Origin of the sequence: Streptomyces sp. NBC_01431, from assembly GCF_036231355.1 — a bacterium.
In the GTDB taxonomy this organism is placed as follows: domain Bacteria; phylum Actinomycetota; class Actinomycetes; order Streptomycetales; family Streptomycetaceae; genus Streptomyces.
On record NZ_CP109496.1, the window covers coordinates 6,689,584 to 6,707,338 of the forward strand.

A 17,755-nucleotide genomic window follows, 5' to 3' on the forward strand; every position below is an offset into this window, starting at 1 on the left:
GGCGTGGTGGAAGACGCGAGCCCGCAGACCGCCGTGCAAGCCCTGCTCGGTGGACGGCAGCTGTGGTGGCGGTGCTGTAGCGAAGCAGTGCGCACCGATCCGTCCTGGCTGTCCCGAACACGCGGCAAGGATCTGCTCGCCTGGCTCAACAGCACGGCGGCGGGCCGCGCGAGCGCGGCCGTAACGGCGGCCGACCACGCGTGGCTGCTGGGCAGAGCCCTGACGGCAACCGAGGACCACGACGGGGAACACGACGAGGCGCTGGACCGGTTGGCGCGGGCGTGGAAGCAGAGCGGACTGGTCTCGGCGGAGGCGGCTCCCGGTCCGGCTCAGCTGTCGGGAAAGGGACTTGAGTGCCTTGCGCCGGACGTCGCGGACGCTCTGAACGTCGCCGTCGGGCGGATTCAGGCCCGGTGCGAGGCTCCCGCCGAGCAGCCGGAAGCGGGCGTCCTGGTGATCGCCGCCCTGCTGATGGCAGGGGCCGAAGCAGGCGGGCGGCCCCGCGTCAGCGTGCCGGTGGTGTTCGGCCGATCCGCCGGCCCCGCCGGGCAGTCCGCCGTGGAAGAGGGCGACACCGGCGTGCTGGAACTGCGCGAATTCCCCGCCGGTCCGGCCGGCCTGTATCCCGATCCACGGGCGATGGCGGGGGTGCGGAGCCCGAACGGGCAGTTCGCCGCCTCGCTGGGCCACGCGTGGAACGCGGCCGGCTCCCGGCGCGAGGGACGCTGTGTCCTGTGGCGCCTGGTCCTGTCGGACGACCCCATGCCTCCGGCGCAGATCGACGGCCCCTCCCTCGGCGCGGCGTTCGCGCTCGGCCTGCGCGACCTCTTACGGCACCCGCCGTCCCGTCGGCCCAGCATGGCCGGGCTTCGCGGCTTCTTCTACGGGCTGCGCCCGCGGACCGCGGTGACCGGCGCGCTCGACGGTGGGGAGCGCCTCCTCCAAGTAAGCGACATGAACGCCAAGTTGCTCGCCGCGCGCCGCAGGAGACTGCGGCTCGTGGCGCCCGAGGCGAACCGGCTCGACGTCACCAGGGCGCCCGAGCCCGGCGACGTGAAGTTCGCCGCGACCCTGCGCCAGGCCGACCGGTACGCCCGCCGGTTCCGCACCGGCAGGCTGGCCGTCGCCCTGGCCCTCATCGCCACGGCCGCCACCACCGGATCGGTGGTGACACAGCGGGACCAGGCGGACGCGCAGCGGCTGGCCACCGCGCATCGGCTCGTCCAGGTGGCACAGAGCCTGCTCCCCAGCGATGTCGGACTCGCCGAACTGTTCGCCGTGCAGGCCTACCGCCGGCACGCCGATTCGCTCACCCGCACCGCGCTCCTCCAGGCCGTCACGGCTGGCCCGTACCTGGCGGGCGGCATGCAGGCGAGCGGGCCGGTCTCCGCACTCACAAGCTCGGCGGACGGACATGTCGTGCTCGCCGGAACCCAGCAGGGCGACGTGGAGCAGTGGACCCTCACCGGGACGCGAGCCGGCCCCCCGAAGCGGCTGGGCCAACTGCCCGGACCCGTCACCTCGGTCGCGGCCGGCACCGACGGCGCGACGGTCGCCGCGATCGACCACAGCACGGTCCGTCTCTGGGTGGGCGGGCGGCAGACCACGGCTCCGCAGCTGCCCGCCGAGCAGAGCCCCACGGCCGTGGCGGTCTCCCCCTCGGGACGCTTCACCGTCGTGGCCACCACGAACCGTTCGACGACACAACCGCCCGTCCTCTCGGTGCTGGACCGGACCACGGGACGCACCACTCACCTCGACCTCCACCTGGCCTCCGCCGCCGGCGCCATCGCCTTCCGCGACGACTCGACCGTGGTCGCCTTCGAGGACGCCTACGGCTCCTGGCAACGGATCGCCCTTCCGGCCCTGGCCCCAACCGGCGGAAGCACCCTCGGCTTCGGTGTCCACAACCAGGCATCCGCACTCGCCCCGGACGGCAGCTACTTCAGCTACACCAACGGCGGGGCGATACTCCCGCTCTGGCCGTCCCAAGGCACGCCCGACATCGACAAACCGGCCTTGCAGGCGCAGACCCAGACCGGTCATCCGGCCGCGGCCCTGGCCGTCAGCAGCGGCGGCTCCTGGACCGGCGAAGCCGTGGGCAGCAGCATCTACGTCTCACGGACCGAGGCATCGGGCCAAAAGCTTTCCGCGCCCATCACTCTGGCCGGAGCAGGGGCGGTGACGCGCGGCGCCCTCGCCTTCCTCGGCAGGGACGGGGGCAGACTGCTCTCGGCCTCCGGCGCCGTCCTGAGCCTGTGGGACCTCGGGCAGTACGCCGGGATCGCGACGGGCGTGGGAGTCACCGTCCCGCATTCGTGCAACGGCTGCCGGGGGCCGGGTCTCTCGCTGTCTCCCAACGGCCGCTCCGCGGCGGTCATCGACGGCAACGGGACGACCCTCGATCTCCAGAGCCTGGACGCGGCCGGAGCCGTACGGAAGTCCTTCGCGGCGGGCGGGCCCCTGATGAAGGACCAGGGCTTCGCGGCGGCGCTGTGGCAGAACGACGACAGGGTCATCGTGGTCTCCGCGCAGGACGGCAGTGCCCAGATCCTCACCCCCTCCCAGGGGTTCCGGATCACTGGCAGCTGGCAGCCGCCCCCGGACCCGCTCCAACTCGCCGATCCCGCGGCTCTGTTGCGGCTGCTGCCGGACGGTCGGCAGGTGGCCGAGGTGGACACCTCCGGCACCATCCGCTTGCGGGACGTGGCGACGGGGAAGGTGCTGCGCCGGCTGGACGGCCCCCGTGACATGGCCCCGACGGGGGGCGGCGGCCGGGAGCTCTCGCAGGGAAGGGTGGCCCTGGACTCCACGGGCGGCCACGCGGCCGTCATCGACACGAGCTCCCTCGGCCTCGCGAGCGACAAGGTGGTTGTCACCGACACCGCCACGGGCCACTCGCGGCTGCTGCCCGGGACCAACGCCGTGGGCGTCGCCTACGCCGGGGACCACCTGCTCGTCCAGCGGCTGAGCGGCGGCATGGAGGAGTGGACCGCCGCGGGGGACCGGCGCCTGGGCACGCTCGCAGGCGAAGGCCGCACGAGCGTGGGCCCGGCCGTCGGCGAAGACGTCATCGCCGAGAAGCTGGACGACGACACCGTACGGCTCATCGACCTCGCGTCCGGCCACGCCTTCGGCACCCTCCAGCTCCCGCCCGGCAGCAAAGCCGAGTCCACCGCTCTCGCCTTCTCGGCCGACGGCGGCGAACTGGTCACCGTGACGGAGTCCGGCGGGGACGTCACCGGCGACGTGGGCACCCTGATCACCTGGAAGCTCGACCCGGACGCCTTGACGCGCGCCGCCTGCGCGTCGGCCGGGCGGGACCTCACTCCCGATGTCTGGAGTCAGTACATGGGATCCGGCACCCCTTCGAACCTGCACTGCCTGACATGAGAGGGCCCCGCGGCGGACGTGAGCCCCGCCCTCGGGGACGGGACGGCCACAGCATGCGCGACCGCGGCACGGGAGGTTCCCGCCGCGCGAGGGGCCCGGGGCGGGGCCGTCCCGGGCCCGCACCGAACCCGCTCAGCCCGCTCCCCACGCGCTCCGCCGTACGCGCCCTTTCCAGCATCGCGCTGACGCTCGCCCTCACGCTCACCGGGTGCACCGACGCCCCCCGTCGTGCCGCCCCCGAGAACAGCGCCACCGTGACCGCGGCCCCACGCTCGCCCCAGGCCGTCGAGCTGCCCGGCAACTCCTGGCCGGCCGAACTAGCCGTGGCGCCGGACGGCACCGTATGGACCGCGGAGTCCTCCCTCGGCTTCCTCGCGTCCATCAGTCCCGACGGGACGATCACCCAGCACCGCCTCGCCGACGCCCTCCACGCCCCCTCCCTCGACCCCACCTACCTCGCGGTCGCCTCCGACGGCTCCGTCTGGTTCACCTGTCCGAACCACGTCGGCCGACTCGCACCGGACGGGAAGGTCAGCCTCTTTGACGGACCGGTCATGGGGCCCGGCTCGCCCGACGCCATCACCGCGGGCGCCGACGGCTCCGTCTGGTACGGGAGCGCGTCCGTCGACGCGTCGCAACTGACCCACCTGACCCCCTCGCTCTCGGCCACCCGCGTTCCTGTGCCACTGGCGCCGTTCGCACCGCACGTCACGTCACTGACGTTCGGACCGGGCGGACGCCTCTGGTTCGCCGAGTCCCCGATCACCGACCAGCCCAGCGAAATCGGCTACGTGGACACCGGCGGGCACCCCAAGGTCTGGCTGCTGCCGACCGCCGCCACGCCCGTCGGGTCGCTCGTGCCCGGCCCCGACGGAGCGCTCTGGTTCAGCGAGACCAACGCCATCGGGCGGATCACACCGAGCGGCGCCATCTCGTCCTACCGGACGGGCGCCATGCGATACGTCCGGTCCGTGATCGCCGGACCCGACCAAGCGCTGTGGTTCACCACCGACACGGCCGTGGGACGGATCACCACGGCGGGTGTGATCACCCTCTGGCCTCTTCCCGGCGCCCAGGGCCTCGCAGATCTTGTCTATGACTCTCGCCACCGCGGATTCCTGATCGCCGACGCCAAGGCCGCGGTGCTGCGCTGGTTCCCGATGCCCGCCTGAGGTGCGATCACGGTCGGCCACGCGGGCCAGGCCCTCGCCCGCACCGGTTCCGCGCGTGCGGCCCGGTCAACTCAAGCTGAATGAAAGGGAGTTGGACCCTGCGGCCACATTCCGTCGACCGGTCCGGCTCGTCTCCCGGCCCGTCGCGATCGCGAACTCCACCGGCCGCCGGCGCGGCCGGCCACGCGCCCGGTGTGCCCGCCCGGCCCCGGCGGCCGGATCCCCGCAGGGTTCGTCCGCCGCCGTGGCAGGCAAGTCGCCCAGGGCATGGCAGGCTTGTGGCATGGCTCAGATCAACCCCAGCATTCTCTCCGCGGACTTCGCCAGGCTGGCCGACGAGGCCCGAGCCGTCGAAGGCGCCGACTGGCTGCACGTCGACGTGATGGACAACCACTTCGTGCCGAACCTCACGCTGGGGGTGCCCGTCGTGGAATCCCTCAGCCGGGCGACGGACACGCCACTGGACTGTCATCTGATGATCGAGGATCCGGACCGCTGGGCCCCGCAGTACGTGGAGGCGGGTGCCGGATCGGTCACCTTCCACGTGGAGGCGGCCGCCGCCCCGGTACGGCTGGCCCGGGAGATCCGCGCCAAGGGTGCCCGCGCGTCGATGGCGCTGAAGCCCGCGACGCCGATCGAGCCGTACGAGGACCTGCTCCCCGAGCTCGACATGCTGCTGATCATGACAGTGGAGCCGGGCTTCGGCGGCCAGTCCTTCCTGGACATCATGCTGCCGAAGATCCGCCGGACCCGTGAGCTGATCAGCAAACACGGACTTGAACTCTGGCTCCAGGTCGACGGTGGCGTCTCGGCCTCCACCATCGAGCGGTGCGCCGAGGCGGGCGCCGATGTGTTCGTCGCCGGTTCGGCCGTCTACGGGGCCCACGACCCGGCCGAAGCGGTGCGGACCCTGCGTTCCATGGCCGAACGGAGCACGGCCGGCGCACCCTGGGCGTGCGCACACTGAGCCACGGCTCGGTGAACGGGAGGCCGCGGGGCTGATCAAGGTCCGTTGGATCTGACAGGATGAACAGCGAGTCCGGTGTGTGAACAGCAGTTGTGAACAGCAGTGAGGAGATCGCGGTGTCTGCAATGTCGGCGGGTCGGTCAGCCCTGCGGATGGGACCCGCGGAGCTGGTGCAGGCGGCGGCCATGGCCCGCCGCTTCTACCTGGAGGGGAAGTCCAAGATCCAGATCGCCGAGGAGTTCGGCGTGAGCCGCTTCAAGGTGGCCCGGGTCCTGGAGACCGCCCTGGAGCGTGATCTCGTACGGATCGAGATCCGCGTCCCCGCCGAACTGGACGCGGAGCGCTCCGACGCGCTGCGGGCCCGGTACGGACTGCGGCACGCGGTGGTGGTGGAATCCCCGGCGGAGGGCGAGGAGACCTCGCCCGACCCCGAGAACCTCGGCGAGGTCGCCGCCGACCTGCTCGGCGAGCTGGTCAGCGAGGGCGATGTGCTCGGCCTCGCCTGGGGCCGCTCCACCATCCACATGGCCGCGGCCCTCGACCGGCTGCCGCCCTGCACCGTCGTCCAGCTGACCGGTGTCTACGACGCGGGCACCGCCGAGCGCGGCTCCGTCGAGGCGGTCCGCCGGGCCGCCCAGGTCTCCGGCGGCGAGGCGCACCCCATCTACGCCCCGATGCTGCTGCCCGACCCCGCCACGGCCGCGGCCCTGCGCAACCAGACCGGGATCGCCCGCGCCTTCGAGTACTTCGACAAGGTCACCGTCGCCGCGGTGTCCATCGGATCGTGGGAGCCCGGCATCTCCACCGTGCACGACATGCTGAGCGACGAGGAGCGGGCGCACTACGCCTCGCTCGGTGTCGCCGCCGAGATGTCCGCCCACCTCTTCGACGCCCAGGGGCGCCGGGTCGGGCGCGATCTGGGCGAGCGCTGCATCACCGTCGAGGCCGACCGGCTTCGCCGGATCCCGGAGGTCGTCGCGATCGCGGGCGGCCAGCGCAAGGCGTCCGCGATCGACGCGGTCCTGCGGTCCGGGCTCGTGACGAGCCTGGTCACGGACACGGCCGCGGCGGACTTCCTCCTCAACGAGACCGGCCCCCAGCCCCGGCCCGCGCTGGACCGCGCGGACCCGGACGGGGTCTGACCACCCGCACGGGGCGGGGTCAGTACAGCCGCTCCGCGTTTTCCGCGGACACGAGGCGGGCCACCCGCCCGGCGTCCTCGGCCGACCAACTCCCGGACGCGGTCCACCCGTTGAGGAGCCGGTCCAGGGCGTCCTGGTAGAGACGGGCGCCCACCACGTACAGCTCGGCCAGACCGTAGGCGTCCGTCGAGAAGAGCAGCTTGCCGAACGGGGCCAGTTCGAGGAACTCGGCGAGCACCGCCCCGGCGCGCGCCCCGGTGTGCGAGAGCGAGAGGCCCACGTCCGCGTACACATGCGGATACACCTGCGCCAGATAGCCCGCGCCGCGGTGGTACGGGTAGCCGTGCAGCAGGACCAGGCGGCAGCCCGTCGGTCGGACGGCCCGGATGAAATCGGTGAGCAGCAGCGGATCGCAGCGGTGCAGCCGCAGATCGGGGTCGCCGAACCCGGTGTGCAACTGGAGCGGCAGCCCCGTCGCCGCCGCCGACCACAGCAGATGGCGTAGCAGCACGGGATCGGTGAGCCGGCCCGCACCGGCCGCCAGCCAGGCGGCGGTGGCGGCGCGGAGCTCGGCCGGGCCCGGCGGCTCGGGGGCGAGATCCAGGCCATGGCGGTAGCCGGCGACCGATTTGAAGCCCGCCGCCGTGCGGGCGGCCGCCCCGACGGCGTCGGCGAGGGCCACCAGGAACTGGTCCGGATCCGGCGTCGCCTCGGCGGCGATGGTTTCCGCCAGGAGTTCCAGGCGTACGATCTCGCGCGCGGTGGCCCCGCTCAGCTCGGCGAGCTCCGCCGGGCTCGTCAGGTCGCCCGGCAGACCGGTGTCCACCAGGAACGCGGTGATGCCGCTGGCGCTCAGGAGCAGCTGGTTGGCCTCCCGGGCGCCCACCTCGTGGCGGCGGGCCAGATAGCGCTCCGGCGGGCAGTGCGCTTCCAGACCGAGCAGCGGCGGGCACCAGCGGCGCACCGCGAAGCCGAGCTGGGTGTCGAAGAAACTGGTGCCGGGCGCGGCCGGGGCGTCCGACTCGGTCAGGAACGACGCGAAGAGCGCGTCGTCGGGATCGGAGCGCAGCACGCCGTGGCAGTGGTGGTCGACCAGCGGCGGCATTCAGTACCTCCCGCGGGTGGCTTCGGCGATCTCCCGCGGCGTCAGGCCGTCGAAGAGCTTCGTCTCGGCCTGGCGCACCGCGGTGACCGCCTCGAAGAGCGGATCGCCGAGCGCCTCGCGCAGCACCGCCGATCCGGTGAAGTGCCCGAGCGCCTCGGGGAGCGAGGAGGGGAGCCTTCGTTGCCCGTGCAGGTGGACGGGGTCGCCCGACACCGGCTCGGGCAGGCGCAGGCCCGCGTCGATCCCGGCGAGCCCCGCGGCGATCACCGCTCCGGTCACCAGGTACGGGTTGGCGGCCGGGTCGAAGCACTTGACCTCCGCGTTCGCGGCGTCCTCGGCGCCGGGTGGCCCGGCGATGAAGCGCAGCGCCGCCTCCCGGTTCTCCAGACCCCAGCACTGGAAGGCCCCCGCCCAGCGTGACGGCGCGAGGCGGAGGTAGCTCGCGGGGGAGGGGGCGCCGATGGCGAGCAGCGCGGGCAGCGCGTCCAGGATCCCGGCGAGGAAGGCCTCGCTGGTCGCGCTCATGTCGAACGGGCCCTCGCCGCCCCGGCACAGGTTGCGGCCGCCCTGCCAGAGGCTGAGGTGGAGGTGGCCGCCGTTGCCCACCCCGTCGGGGTCGATCACCGGCCCGAACCAGGCCGCGAGGCCGTGCCGGAGCGAGACCGCCCGGATCGTCTCGCGGACCAGCACCGCGAGGTCCGCGGCTCCCACCGGGTCGGACGGCGCGACCGACACCTCGAACTGGCCCGGGGTGTACTCCGGATGGATCTGGAGCACCTCCACGCCCTGCGCCGCGAGCGCGCCGAACACGTCGGCGACGTACTCCGAGCGCTCGACGACGCGCGCCATCCCGTACGCCGGGCCCGCCAGCGGCGGGTCGACCATCCACTCCGTCTCGAAGCCCATCCGCAGCTCGATGCCGTGCCCCGCCGCACGCTCCGCCATCCGCCGGGCGAACTGCCGCTGGCAGGCGGTGTACGGCTGCCCCGACTGCTCGAAGCGGTCGACCGGCGCCCACGCCCAGCCGGGCTGGGCATGGAGCACGGTGAGCCGCTCCAGGTCGGGGATCAGCCGCAGATCGCCGTCCGGGCCGCCGATGTGCGGGCTGCTGGTGACGGAGTCGTCCACCAGGTACACGTCGAAGACCGGCGACATGCCCACCCCGTGCGCGGCGACCTGGGGCAGCCGGGCGGTCGGGACGGCCTTGACGCGGGTGAGACCCGCCACATCCACCCAGGTCAGCGCGACAGCCCGGATCCCTTCCACGGTCAGCCGGGCGGCCTCGATCCTGGCCGCCCCCGCCCGTTCCCGCGCCTGCTCCTGCTGCCTTGCGCCATGACCCTGCTCCACCGGTTCAATCCCTCCCGCCGCGCAGTGCGATGACTGTCGCGACCGTGTCCGCGTCCGAGGCGCTCTTGTCCTCGCGATAGCGCACTACCCGCGCGAAGCGCAGTGTCACCCCCTCCGGGTAACGCGATGATCTCTGTACGCCGTCGAAGGCCACCTCGACGACGAGTTCCGGCCGCACCCGCACCCCCCAGGGCTCCTCGGCGACCGCCAACTCCCGCAGTCGCTCGGTCTGCCAGGCGAGCAGCGTGTCGGTGAGGCCCTTGAACGTCTTGCCGAGCATCGCGAACGTGCCGTCCGGGCGGCGCGCCCCCAGATGGAGATTGGAGAGCGTGCCGGTGCGCCGGCCGTGCCCCCACTCGGCCGCCAGGACCACCAGGTCCAGCGTGTGCACGGGTTTGACCTTCAGCCAGGAGGCGCCGCGCCGCCCCGCCGCGTACGCCGAGTCCAGCGCTTTGAGCACCACGCCCTCGTGCCCGCGCTCCAGCGTGGCGGCGTTGAACTCCTGGGCCGCTCCGCGCAGTTCGGGATCGGCCGGATCCGCGATCACCACCCGCCGTACGCGCCGGGGCTCGGGTGCGATGCGGGCGAGTTCCGCGTGCCGCTCCCGGACCGGCAGATCGAGCAGGTCCCGGCCGTCCACCGACAGCAGGTCGAAGAACACCGGCAGCAGTGGCAGCCGGTTCTGGGCGGCCTCGACGTCCAGCCGGGAGCCGACGCGCCCCGCGATGTCCTGGAACGACCGGGGCCGCCCGGCCGGATCCAGTGCGATCACCTCGCCGTCGAGCACCGCGCGCTGTGCCGCCAACTCCCGTGCGGCGGCCACCACTTCGGGCAGCCGGTCGGTGATGTCGTCCAGGGTGCGGGTGAAGACCCGTACCGAACTCCCGTCCTTGTGGACCTGGGCGCGGATGCCGTCGAGCTTCTCCTCGACCGCGCACGGGCCGAGCCGGTCGAGCGCCTCGGCCACGTCCTTCGCGCTCTGCGCGAGCATCGGCAGGACGGGGCGGCCCACATCGAGCCGGAAGGCGGCCAGCGCGGCGGGGCCCTCGGCGAGCAGGGCGCGGGCCACGGTGCCGAGCGAGCCGCCCAGCATCACGGCGCGCCGCACGTCCGCCGACGGTGCGCCGGCCGCCGCCGCGAGGCCCTCCACCGCCGCCGCGTCCAGCGCGCCCTGCCGCACCTCACCGACGATCAGCGCGACCAGGAAGTCCTGCTCGACCTCGGTGGCCGCCGCCATCAGCTCGCCGGCCAGCCGCTTGCGCTCGCCCTGTGCGCCCGTCCCGGCCACCGCCGAGATCGCGTCCAGCCGCTCGTCGACCTCCCGGACGGTGAGCCGGGCCGAAGCGGCGGGCGGCGGGCGGTCCTTGAGGGTGTTCCAGCCGAGCCCGGTGCGCCGCTGTGGCAGCCGGCCCGCCAGATACGTCACCACCAGCGGCGCCTCGTCGGGCTCGGTGTCCCTGAACAGCCGGGCGAGCAGGGCGGACTTCTCCGAGCGCGACGCGGTGGCGGCGATCTCGGCCGAGGTTCTTGCCACGTCGGCGAGCAGCATGCATCCATCGTGACCCGAAAACATTCACCAACGCATTCGCTCAGGCCGCCGTTCGATGGCAGCATCGGGGCATGATCAACAGGTTCGCCCGGATCGCCCTCGCCTCAGTGCTGGCGTGTCTCGCCGTGCTCCTGGTGGGCTGCGGCGGCAAGGACAGCGCGAAACCCGCGAGCGCCCCGCCGTCCGCGGCCGGCTCAGCGCCCGCGTGGGTCAAGGGCCGGGCCACGGTTCAGGCCGACCGTCTGCCGCCCGAGGCGCAACGCACCCTCCAGCTCATCGACAAGGGCGGCCCGTTCCCGTACAGCAAGGACGGCGCGGTGTTCGGCAACTTCGAGAAGGCCCTGCCGCAGCAGAAGCGCGGCTACTACCACGAGTACACCGTCGACACCCCCAACTCCCGCGACCGCGGCGCCCGTCGCCTCGTCACCGGGCAGGGTGGCGAGATCTACTACACCGGGGACCACTACAAGACGTTCAAGGCGGTGCTGCGATGACGGCCGACCCGTACGACGGACTGCTCGCCGGTGCCCGCGCCGAGGGCTGGGCCACCCAGGTGCTCGACCTCGCCGGGGTCACCGGCAAGGCCGCCCTCATGGACCGCTTCGCCCGCGCCCTGCACCTGCCCGACTGGTTCGGCCGCAACTGGGACGCGCTGGCCGACTCGCTCGGCGACCTGCCCGCCCGCCCCGGCGCCGACCGCGGCCTGCTCCTCCTCGTCACCGGCTGGCAGGGGTACGCCGAAACACGGCCAGAGGAGTGGGCGGTGGCCCGCGAGGTGATGGACGCGGCCACCGGCCCCGAACTGTGCGTCCTGCTCGCGCTCGGAGGATCGCACTAGGCCCGGGTTCCCAGTCCTGGACGTTCGGACCGGGCGGCGCAATCGTACGAACATGGGACAATGAACTACGTGCTCTTCCCCTGGCTGAAATGCCTGGGGCCACCTCGAACGACTGGGATGTTCAGCACGTGCGTTTCCTCAACGACATCAAGCCGCCGTACGACCTGACGTACGACGACGTGTTCATGGTGCCGAGCCGCTCCGCGGTGGGCTCCCGCCAGGGCGTCGACCTCACCTCCCCCGACGGCACGGGCACCACCATTCCGCTCGTCGTCGCCAACATGACCGCGATCGCCGGCCGCCGCATGGCCGAGACCGTGGCCCGCCGCGGCGGCATCGTCGTGATCCCCCAGGACATCCCGATCGAGGTCGTCACCGACGTCATCACCTGGGTCAAGACCCGCCACCACGTCCTCGACACGCCGATCGTGCTCGCCCCGACGCAGACGGTCGCCGACGCGCTGGCCCTGCTGCCGAAGCGGGCGCACAACGCCGGGGTCGTCGTCGACGCCGACCAGAAGCCGATCGGTGTCGTCACCGACGCCGACCTGACGGGCGTGGACCGCTTCACCCAGCTGTCCGAGGTCATGTCCAAGGACCTGCTGCTCCTGGACGCGGACATCGACCCGCGCGAGGCCTTCAACAAGCTGGACGGCGCCAACCGCCGCTACGCCCCCGCCGTGGACAAGGACGGCCGCCTGGCCGGCATCCTGACCCGCAAGGGCGCCCTGCGCGCGACGCTCTACACCCCGGCCACCGACGCCAACGGCAAGCTGCGCATCGCCGCCGCCGTCGGCATCAACGGCGACGTGGCCGGCAAGGCCAAGCAGCTCCTGGACGCCGGCGCGGACACCATCGTGGTGGACACCGCGCACGGCCACCAGGAGTCGATGATCGCCGCGATCAAGGCCGTCCGCGGCCTCGATCCGCAGGTCCCGATCGTGGCAGGCAACATCGTCGCCGCCGAGGGCGTGCGCGACCTCATCGCGGCCGGCGCGGACATCATCAAGGTCGGCGTGGGTCCCGGCGCCATGTGCACCACGCGCATGATGACCGGAGTGGGCCGCCCGCAGTTCTCCGCGGTCCTGGAGTGCGCCGCCGAGGCCAAGAAGTTCGGCAAGCACGTCTGGGCCGACGGTGGCGTGCGGCACCCGCGCGACGTGGCCATGGCGCTCGCCGCCGGTGCCTCCAACGTCATGATCGGCTCCTGGTTCGCGGGTACCTACGAGTCCCCGGGCGACCTCCACACCTCCGCCGAGGGCCACCTCTACAAGGAGTCCTTCGGCATGGCCTCCGCGCGCGCGGTCAAGAACCGCACGAGCGACGAGTCGGCCTACGACCGCGCCCGCAAGGCGCTGTTCGAGGAGGGCATCTCCACCTCGCGCATGTTCCTCGACCCGGGCCGGCCGGGCGTCGAGGACCTGATCGACTCGATCATCGCGGGCGTCCGCTCCTCCTGCACCTACGCCGGTGCCTCCTCGCTCGCCGAGTTCGAGGAGAAGGCCGTCGTCGGCATCCAGTCCGCCGCCGGTTACGCGGAGGGCAAGCCGCTCCACGCCAGCTGGAGCTAAGCGCTCTCCGCGCCGTGTGACGGCCCCCGTGAATCTCCTTGATTCCGGGGGCCGTTGACGTACCGGGCCGTGGGCATGCCGGGCCGTTGACGTGCCGGTCCGTGGTGTGCCGGGCGGTCGGCGCGTCCTCAGAGGATTTCGCGCAGGGCCGCCGTCACCGCGGCCGCGATCCGGGCATGTCCCGAGTCGTTGGGGTGCAGACCGTCCGCGAGGTCGTCGGGGCCGAGCAGATCCCGGCCGGGCAGCACGTGCAGCCGGTCGTCACCGCACCCGATCAGATCCCGGCCCGCCTCCTCCATCGCGGTGCGCAGCTCGGCCAGGGTGGCGCCCAGCTGGTTCGCCGAGGCCTCCGCCTCCGGGCGCAGCACGGGGGAGAGCAGCAGGACCGGAACGTCCGGATGGCCCAGGCGTATGAGCCGGACGAACGCCAGCGTCGTCTCATAGAGCAAAGTGGCCGAAAAAGGCGTACGAGACCAGCAGTTGGTGCCGAAGGCGAGGGTGATGGCATCGGCCGGAAGGCGTGCGAGCTGTTCGGCGGTGGGGAGTTCGCCGCGGGCCCCGCCCGCGTAGCCGAGGTTCACCGTGTCCAGGCCGAGCGCGCGGCCCGCGACGGCCGGCCAGGCGTGCGCGGGCCTGGTCGACCACCAGCCCTCGGTGATGGAGTCGCCGTGCACCACCCAGCGCGGCCCGCGCGGGGCCGGCGCCATGGCGCCTCCGACTCCGCGCACCGCGAGGATCAGCGGGCCCTGCGCCTCGGGCGGGTGAATGGTGAACGGCCCGTCACAGGGCGGAAGTTGAAGGCGTACGTAGCCCTCCTCCAGTGGCGCTGGGGCGCTCTCGCCGAGGCAGCGGTCGCCCTGCCAGAGCGCGAAGGTGTGCGCGAGTTCGTGCAGCGCCTCGGCGGGCTCCGGGACCCGTGCGCGGTAGCGGATCTCGACGGCCGACGCGCCGTGCGCCGTGAACTCGATCCGCATCCCGATGGGCAGCGCGGCCCGCTCGCCGGTGTCCCACGGCAGCCGCATCGCGTCCTCGGGGTCCGCGCGCACCGCCCGCCCCTCGGCGTCGAGCCAGGCCACCCCGCGCAGAAAAGGGGCTGGATCCAGCCATCTCGAACCGTCGGTCCCGCGCCCCTCGGGACCTGTCTCGGTGCCCTGCTCCGCCGCCCATGTCCCGCCCCGCACATCCGGCTCCATGGGGCCGGACCCTGCAACACCTCCGGCCAACTGTCAATGGCGCCCTGTGGGCGACCCTGAGCAGGCCCGACGCACGGATCGAACGTTGATGTGCAACAAACACCCATCCGCCGCACTTGTGCGCAATGATCAACCGTCGATGCGCAAGGTTGCTGCATTACGACTGGGAAGCAGAAACCCATAAGGTTCTCGCCGTACGTGGAGTGGCGGGGACCGCCTGCTCGGCGGAACCGGCCACGGGAAGGCTCCATGCTGCCCGAAATATCCCTGAATGCGGGAAGGCCGGGCCGTCGTGGTCACCCGCCGCCCGATCGGCAGCGATAAGGAGCCACCTCAGTGTTGGATCACGGCGCAGCGCCACCCTCGACCGACGCCCCCGCCTCCGGGGGCCCGCGCCCCGGCCGCGGCTTCATGCGGCGCAAGCCGGTGGAAGCGCTGGTCGCGGAAGGTGGCCAGGGTGAGGGCGGCTCGCTGAAGCGCTCGCTCGGCATGTGGCAGCTGACCATGATCAGCATTGGCGCGACGCTGGGCACCGGCATCTTCGTGGTGCTCGGCGAGGCCGTTCCCAAGGCCGGCCCCGCCGTCACGATCTCGTTCGTCATCGCGGGGCTCACCGCCCTCTTCTCCGCGCTGTCCTACGCCGAGCTGGCCGGCTCCATCCCGGTCGCCGGCTCCTCGTACTCCTACGCTTACGCAACGCTCGGCGAATTCATCGCCTGGATCTGCGGCTGGTGCCTGATCCTGGAGTACGGCGTCTCGGTGGCGGCGGTCGCCGTCGGCTGGGGGCAGTACCTCAACGAGTTCCTGGACGGCACGATCGGCGTCACCATCCCCGACGCGCTCTCCGCGCCGCCCGGCGACGGCGGGATATTCAACCTGCCGGCCCTGATCGTCGTGGTCCTCGCGATGGGCCTGCTCCTGGGTGGTGCCCGCGAGTCCGCGCGCATCAACACGATCATGGTCGGCGTGAAGATCGCCGCTCTGGTGCTCTTCTGCGTGATCGGCTTCATGGGCTTCAAGTCCGGCAACTACTCCGACTTCATGCCGCTGGGCAGGGCCGGGGTCACCGGCGCCGCCTCGACCCTGTTCTTCTCCTACATCGGTTTCGACGCGGCCTCCACGGCCGGCGAGGAGGCGAAGAACCCCAAGAAGGACCTGCCCCGCGCGATCATGCTTTCGCTGGTCATCGTCACCGCGCTGTACGTCCTGGTCGCCTTCGTCGCCGTCGGCGCCCGCCCCTGGAAGCAGTTCCAGGGCTCCGAGGCGGCGCTCGCCGGAATCATGAAGGACGTCACCGGGCACTCCTTCTGGGCCACCCTGCTCGCCGCCTGCGCCGTGATCGCCATCGCCAGCGTCGTCCTGACCGTGCTCTACGGCCAGACCCGCATCCTCTTCGCGATGTCCCGCGACGGGCTCGTCCCCAAGGTCTTCGCCAAGGTCAGCCCGCGCTCCGGCACGCCCGTCGCGAACACCCTGGTCGTGTCGCTGTTCTGCGGCGTGCTGGCCGCGGCGGTGCCGCTCGGCAAGCTCGCCGACGCCACCAGCATCGGCACGCTGTTCGCGTTCGCGCTGGTCAACGTCGCGGTCGTCATCCTGCGCCGCACCCGCCCCGACATGGCGCGCACCTTCCGGGTGCCGCTGGGCTGGACCGTGCCGATACTCGGCTTCGTGAGCTGCGCGTACCTGATGTGGAACCTCGACCTGATCACCTGGGAGTACTTCGGAGGCTGGATGGTCGCCGGTCTCGTGATCTACTTCGGCTACGGCTACCGCCGCTCCAGGCTGGCCACCGCCTCACAGAAGTGATCCACCCGCAGTGCGACTCAATGACCTCGACGAGCGCATCGTCCACGCGCTCGCTGAAGACGCCCGCCGCTCCTACGCCGACATCGGCTCGCTGATCGGCCTGTCCGCGCCCGCCGTCAAGCGGCGCGTCGACCGGCTGCGGGCCGAGGGAGCCATCACCGGGTTCACCGTCCGCGTGGACCCGGCGGCGCTCGGCTGGGAGACCGAGGGGTTCATCGAGATCTACTGCCGCCGCAACACCTCGCCCGACGCCATCAAGCGTGGCCTTGAGCGCTACCCCGAGGTCGCGTCCGCCTCCACCGTCACCGGTGAGGCGGACGCGATCGTCCAGGTCTTCGCCTCCGACATGCGGCACTTCGAACGCGTCCTGGAGCGGATCGCGGGCGAGCCGTACGTGGAGCGCACGAAGTCGGTGCTGGTTCTCTCCCCGCTGCTGCGCCGCTACACCTCGGGCTCGCCCGCCTGATCCGGCGCGCCGAGCGCCATGGTGTCCTTGGTCGCGAGGTGCGCGTCGAAGCCGAACGTGATGTCGTCCCCGGCCGGCCGGTACAGCTTCGCGGTGCCGGTCGGCGCGGCGGCCTCCCGGCGCTTGCCACCACCCCTGCCCGGCCCGCACGTCGCACCGTGGGCGGGGCCCGCCGCCGCGCGGGGGAGCGGACCCGGTCCGGCGTAAGGCCCTGCTCCCGGCGACGCAACGAATCGCCGCTGACCGGCCCGGACGCGCAACGAATCATGCGGAGGCGCGCAACGGTGGCGCCTTGTCCGGGCGGATCGCCGGAACGTACCGTCTATCAGACCCCACCACGCACTTCCGCCCCTGCCGAGGACTGCCCATGCCGCCGTTGCGCACCGCCCTGCTCCAGAGCTCCGGCCGTCTCAGGGATGTCGCCGCGAACCTGACGGCGCTGGACGACGCGGCCGGGCGGGCCGCCGCGACCGGGGCCGGGCTGCTCGTCAGCTCCGAGCTGTTCCTCACCGGGTACGCCATCGGCGACGACATGGCCAAGCTGGCCGAGGCCGCCGACGGCCCCGCCGCGCACGCCGTCGCCGCCATCGCGGTACGGCACCGTCTGGCCGTCGCCTACGGCTACCCCGAGCGCGACGGCGAGAGCGTCTACAACGCGGTCCAGCTCATCGGCCCCGACGGCACGCGCCTCGCGAACTACCGCAAGACCCACCTCTTCGGCTGCTTCGAGCAGGAGGCGTTCACGCCCGGCGACCAGCCGGTCGTCCAGGCCGAGCTGAACGGCCTCCGCGTCGGCCTGATGATCTGCTACGACGTGGAGTTCCCGGAGAACGTGCGGGCGCACGCGCTGGCGGGCACCGACCTCCTCCTGGTGCCCACCGCGCAGATGCACCCCTTCCAGTTCGTCGCCGAGTCGGTCGTCCCGGTGCGCGCCTTCGAGAACCAGCTGTACGTCGCGTACGTGAACCGGACCGGCCCGGAGGGCGACTTCGAGTTCGTCGGGCTGAGCGCGCTGGCCGGTCCCGACGGCGCGGCACGGGCCCGCGCCGGACGCGGCACCGAGCTGGTCGTGGGCGACGTCGACCCCGAGTTCCTGGCCGCCTCGCGCGCGGACAACCCGTATCTGCGCGACCGCCGCCCCGGCCTCTACGCCTCCCTCGTCTGAGCCTCCCCCCACCCCCTCAACCTCCGTACTGTGCAAGG

Annotated in this window: 15 protein-coding genes; 10 read left to right on the forward strand and 5 right to left on the reverse strand. The window is 72.5% G+C overall.

Annotation, left to right across the window (positions count from 1 at the left end; translation table 11 throughout):
- Nucleotides 1-3 precede the first annotated feature (3 nt).
- From OG522_RS30585 to OG522_RS30600, 4 genes are all read left to right on the forward strand, one after another.
- Nucleotides 4-3,393: a WD40 repeat domain-containing protein gene (locus tag OG522_RS30585; protein ID WP_329466263.1), complete on the forward strand. Its 3,390-nt coding sequence runs from the start codon at nucleotides 4-6 to the stop codon at nucleotides 3,391-3,393.
- A gap of 53 nt (nucleotides 3,394-3,446) precedes the next feature.
- Nucleotides 3,447-4,565, forward strand: a complete 1,119-nt coding sequence (locus OG522_RS30590; RefSeq protein WP_329466265.1) for a Vgb family protein — start codon at nucleotides 3,447-3,449, stop codon at nucleotides 4,563-4,565.
- Between the two features lie 283 nt (nucleotides 4,566-4,848).
- The gene (gene rpe, locus OG522_RS30595; protein ID WP_329466266.1) at nucleotides 4,849-5,532 is read left to right on the forward strand and encodes a ribulose-phosphate 3-epimerase; all 684 of its coding nucleotides are present in this window, start codon (nucleotides 4,849-4,851) and stop codon (nucleotides 5,530-5,532) included.
- A gap of 92 nt (nucleotides 5,533-5,624) precedes the next feature.
- Complete coding sequence (locus OG522_RS30600; RefSeq protein WP_329466267.1) at nucleotides 5,625-6,674, forward strand: sugar-binding transcriptional regulator; 1,050 nt, start codon at nucleotides 5,625-5,627, stop codon at nucleotides 6,672-6,674.
- Between the two features lie 19 nt (nucleotides 6,675-6,693).
- Here OG522_RS30600 and OG522_RS30605 read toward each other — a convergent pair whose 3' ends face one another.
- From OG522_RS30605 to OG522_RS30615, 3 genes are read right to left on the reverse strand one after another with little or no spacing between them, the layout of a single operon-like run.
- Nucleotides 6,694-7,779 carry an amidohydrolase family protein gene (locus tag OG522_RS30605; RefSeq protein WP_329466268.1) on the reverse strand — a complete coding sequence of 362 codons (1,086 nt, stop codon included), beginning with the start codon at nucleotides 7,777-7,779 and terminating at the stop codon, nucleotides 6,694-6,696.
- Entirely contained in the window at nucleotides 7,780-9,129 is a 1,350-nt protein-coding gene (locus OG522_RS30610) for a glutamine synthetase family protein (RefSeq protein ID WP_329466270.1), read from the reverse strand.
- A gap of 4 nt (nucleotides 9,130-9,133) precedes the next feature.
- Nucleotides 9,134-10,678 (reverse strand): ATP-dependent DNA ligase, encoded by a 1,545-nt coding sequence (locus OG522_RS30615; RefSeq protein WP_329466271.1) that lies wholly within the window; start codon nucleotides 10,676-10,678, stop codon nucleotides 9,134-9,136.
- Nucleotides 10,679-10,749: 71 nt separating this feature from the next.
- Between OG522_RS30615 and OG522_RS30620 the strand changes: the two genes are divergently transcribed.
- The 3 genes from OG522_RS30620 to OG522_RS30630 all read left to right on the forward strand — a co-directional run bounded on the left by OG522_RS30620 (nucleotide 10,750) and on the right by OG522_RS30630 (nucleotide 13,087).
- Complete coding sequence (locus OG522_RS30620; protein ID WP_329466272.1) at nucleotides 10,750-11,172, forward strand: ribonuclease domain-containing protein; 423 nt, start codon at nucleotides 10,750-10,752, stop codon at nucleotides 11,170-11,172.
- On the forward strand, nucleotides 11,169-11,516 hold the full coding sequence (locus OG522_RS30625) for a barstar family protein (protein ID WP_329466274.1): 348 nt from the start codon (nucleotides 11,169-11,171) through the stop codon (nucleotides 11,514-11,516). Before OG522_RS30620 ends, OG522_RS30625 begins: the two co-directional genes overlap by 4 nt.
- 89 nt (nucleotides 11,517-11,605) lie before the next feature.
- Nucleotides 11,606-13,087 carry a GuaB1 family IMP dehydrogenase-related protein gene (locus tag OG522_RS30630; RefSeq protein ID WP_329466276.1) on the forward strand — a complete coding sequence of 494 codons (1,482 nt, stop codon included), beginning with the start codon at nucleotides 11,606-11,608 and terminating at the stop codon, nucleotides 13,085-13,087.
- Nucleotides 13,088-13,215: 128 nt separating this feature from the next.
- Here the strand turns inward: OG522_RS30630 and OG522_RS30635 are convergent, their stop codons facing one another.
- Nucleotides 13,216-14,280: a GDSL-type esterase/lipase family protein gene (locus OG522_RS30635; RefSeq protein ID WP_329466277.1), complete on the reverse strand. Its 1,065-nt coding sequence runs from the start codon at nucleotides 14,278-14,280 to the stop codon at nucleotides 13,216-13,218.
- A gap of 336 nt (nucleotides 14,281-14,616) precedes the next feature.
- Here OG522_RS30635 and OG522_RS30640 point away from each other — a divergent pair, with 336 nt between their 5' ends.
- Both OG522_RS30640 and OG522_RS30645 read left to right on the forward strand, forming a co-directional pair.
- Complete coding sequence (locus OG522_RS30640; RefSeq protein WP_329466278.1) at nucleotides 14,617-16,086, forward strand: amino acid permease; 1,470 nt, start codon at nucleotides 14,617-14,619, stop codon at nucleotides 16,084-16,086.
- Nucleotides 16,087-16,096: 10 nt separating this feature from the next.
- Nucleotides 16,097-16,552, forward strand: a complete 456-nt coding sequence (locus OG522_RS30645; protein WP_053724485.1) for an Lrp/AsnC family transcriptional regulator — start codon at nucleotides 16,097-16,099, stop codon at nucleotides 16,550-16,552.
- On the opposite strand, the gene OG522_RS41285 is transcribed toward OG522_RS30645, so the two are convergent.
- Nucleotides 16,528-16,812, reverse strand: a complete 285-nt coding sequence (locus OG522_RS41285; protein WP_443074767.1) for a hypothetical protein — start codon at nucleotides 16,810-16,812, stop codon at nucleotides 16,528-16,530. The two genes, OG522_RS30645 and OG522_RS41285, sit on opposite strands and share 25 nt — an antisense overlap.
- A gap of 107 nt (nucleotides 16,813-16,919) precedes the next feature.
- Here OG522_RS41285 and OG522_RS30655 point away from each other — a divergent pair, with 107 nt between their 5' ends.
- The gene (locus OG522_RS30655; protein ID WP_329466279.1) at nucleotides 16,920-17,717 is read left to right on the forward strand and encodes a carbon-nitrogen hydrolase family protein; all 798 of its coding nucleotides are present in this window, start codon (nucleotides 16,920-16,922) and stop codon (nucleotides 17,715-17,717) included.
- The last annotated feature ends 38 nt before the right edge of the window (nucleotides 17,718-17,755 follow it).

Coding starts and splice junctions, on each gene's coding strand:
- OG522_RS30620 (WP_329466272.1), top strand. CDS start 10,750: ATGATCAACAGGTTCGCCCGGATCGCCCTCGCCTCAGTGCTGGCGTGT.
- OG522_RS30655 (WP_329466279.1), top strand. CDS start 16,920: ATGCCGCCGTTGCGCACCGCCCTGCTCCAGAGCTCCGGCCGTCTCAGG.
- OG522_RS30630 (WP_329466276.1), top strand. CDS start 11,606: ATGCCTGGGGCCACCTCGAACGACTGGGATGTTCAGCACGTGCGTTTC.
- OG522_RS30625 (WP_329466274.1), top strand. CDS start 11,169: ATGACGGCCGACCCGTACGACGGACTGCTCGCCGGTGCCCGCGCCGAG.
- rpe (WP_329466266.1), top strand. CDS start 4,849: ATGGCTCAGATCAACCCCAGCATTCTCTCCGCGGACTTCGCCAGGCTG.
- OG522_RS30605 (WP_329466268.1), bottom strand. CDS start 7,779: ATGCCGCCGCTGGTCGACCACCACTGCCACGGCGTGCTGCGCTCCGAT.
- OG522_RS30590 (WP_329466265.1), top strand. CDS start 3,447: ATGCGCGACCGCGGCACGGGAGGTTCCCGCCGCGCGAGGGGCCCGGGG.
- OG522_RS30635 (WP_329466277.1), bottom strand. CDS start 14,280: ATGGAGCCGGATGTGCGGGGCGGGACATGGGCGGCGGAGCAGGGCACC.
- OG522_RS30615 (WP_329466271.1), bottom strand. CDS start 10,678: ATGCTGCTCGCCGACGTGGCAAGAACCTCGGCCGAGATCGCCGCCACC.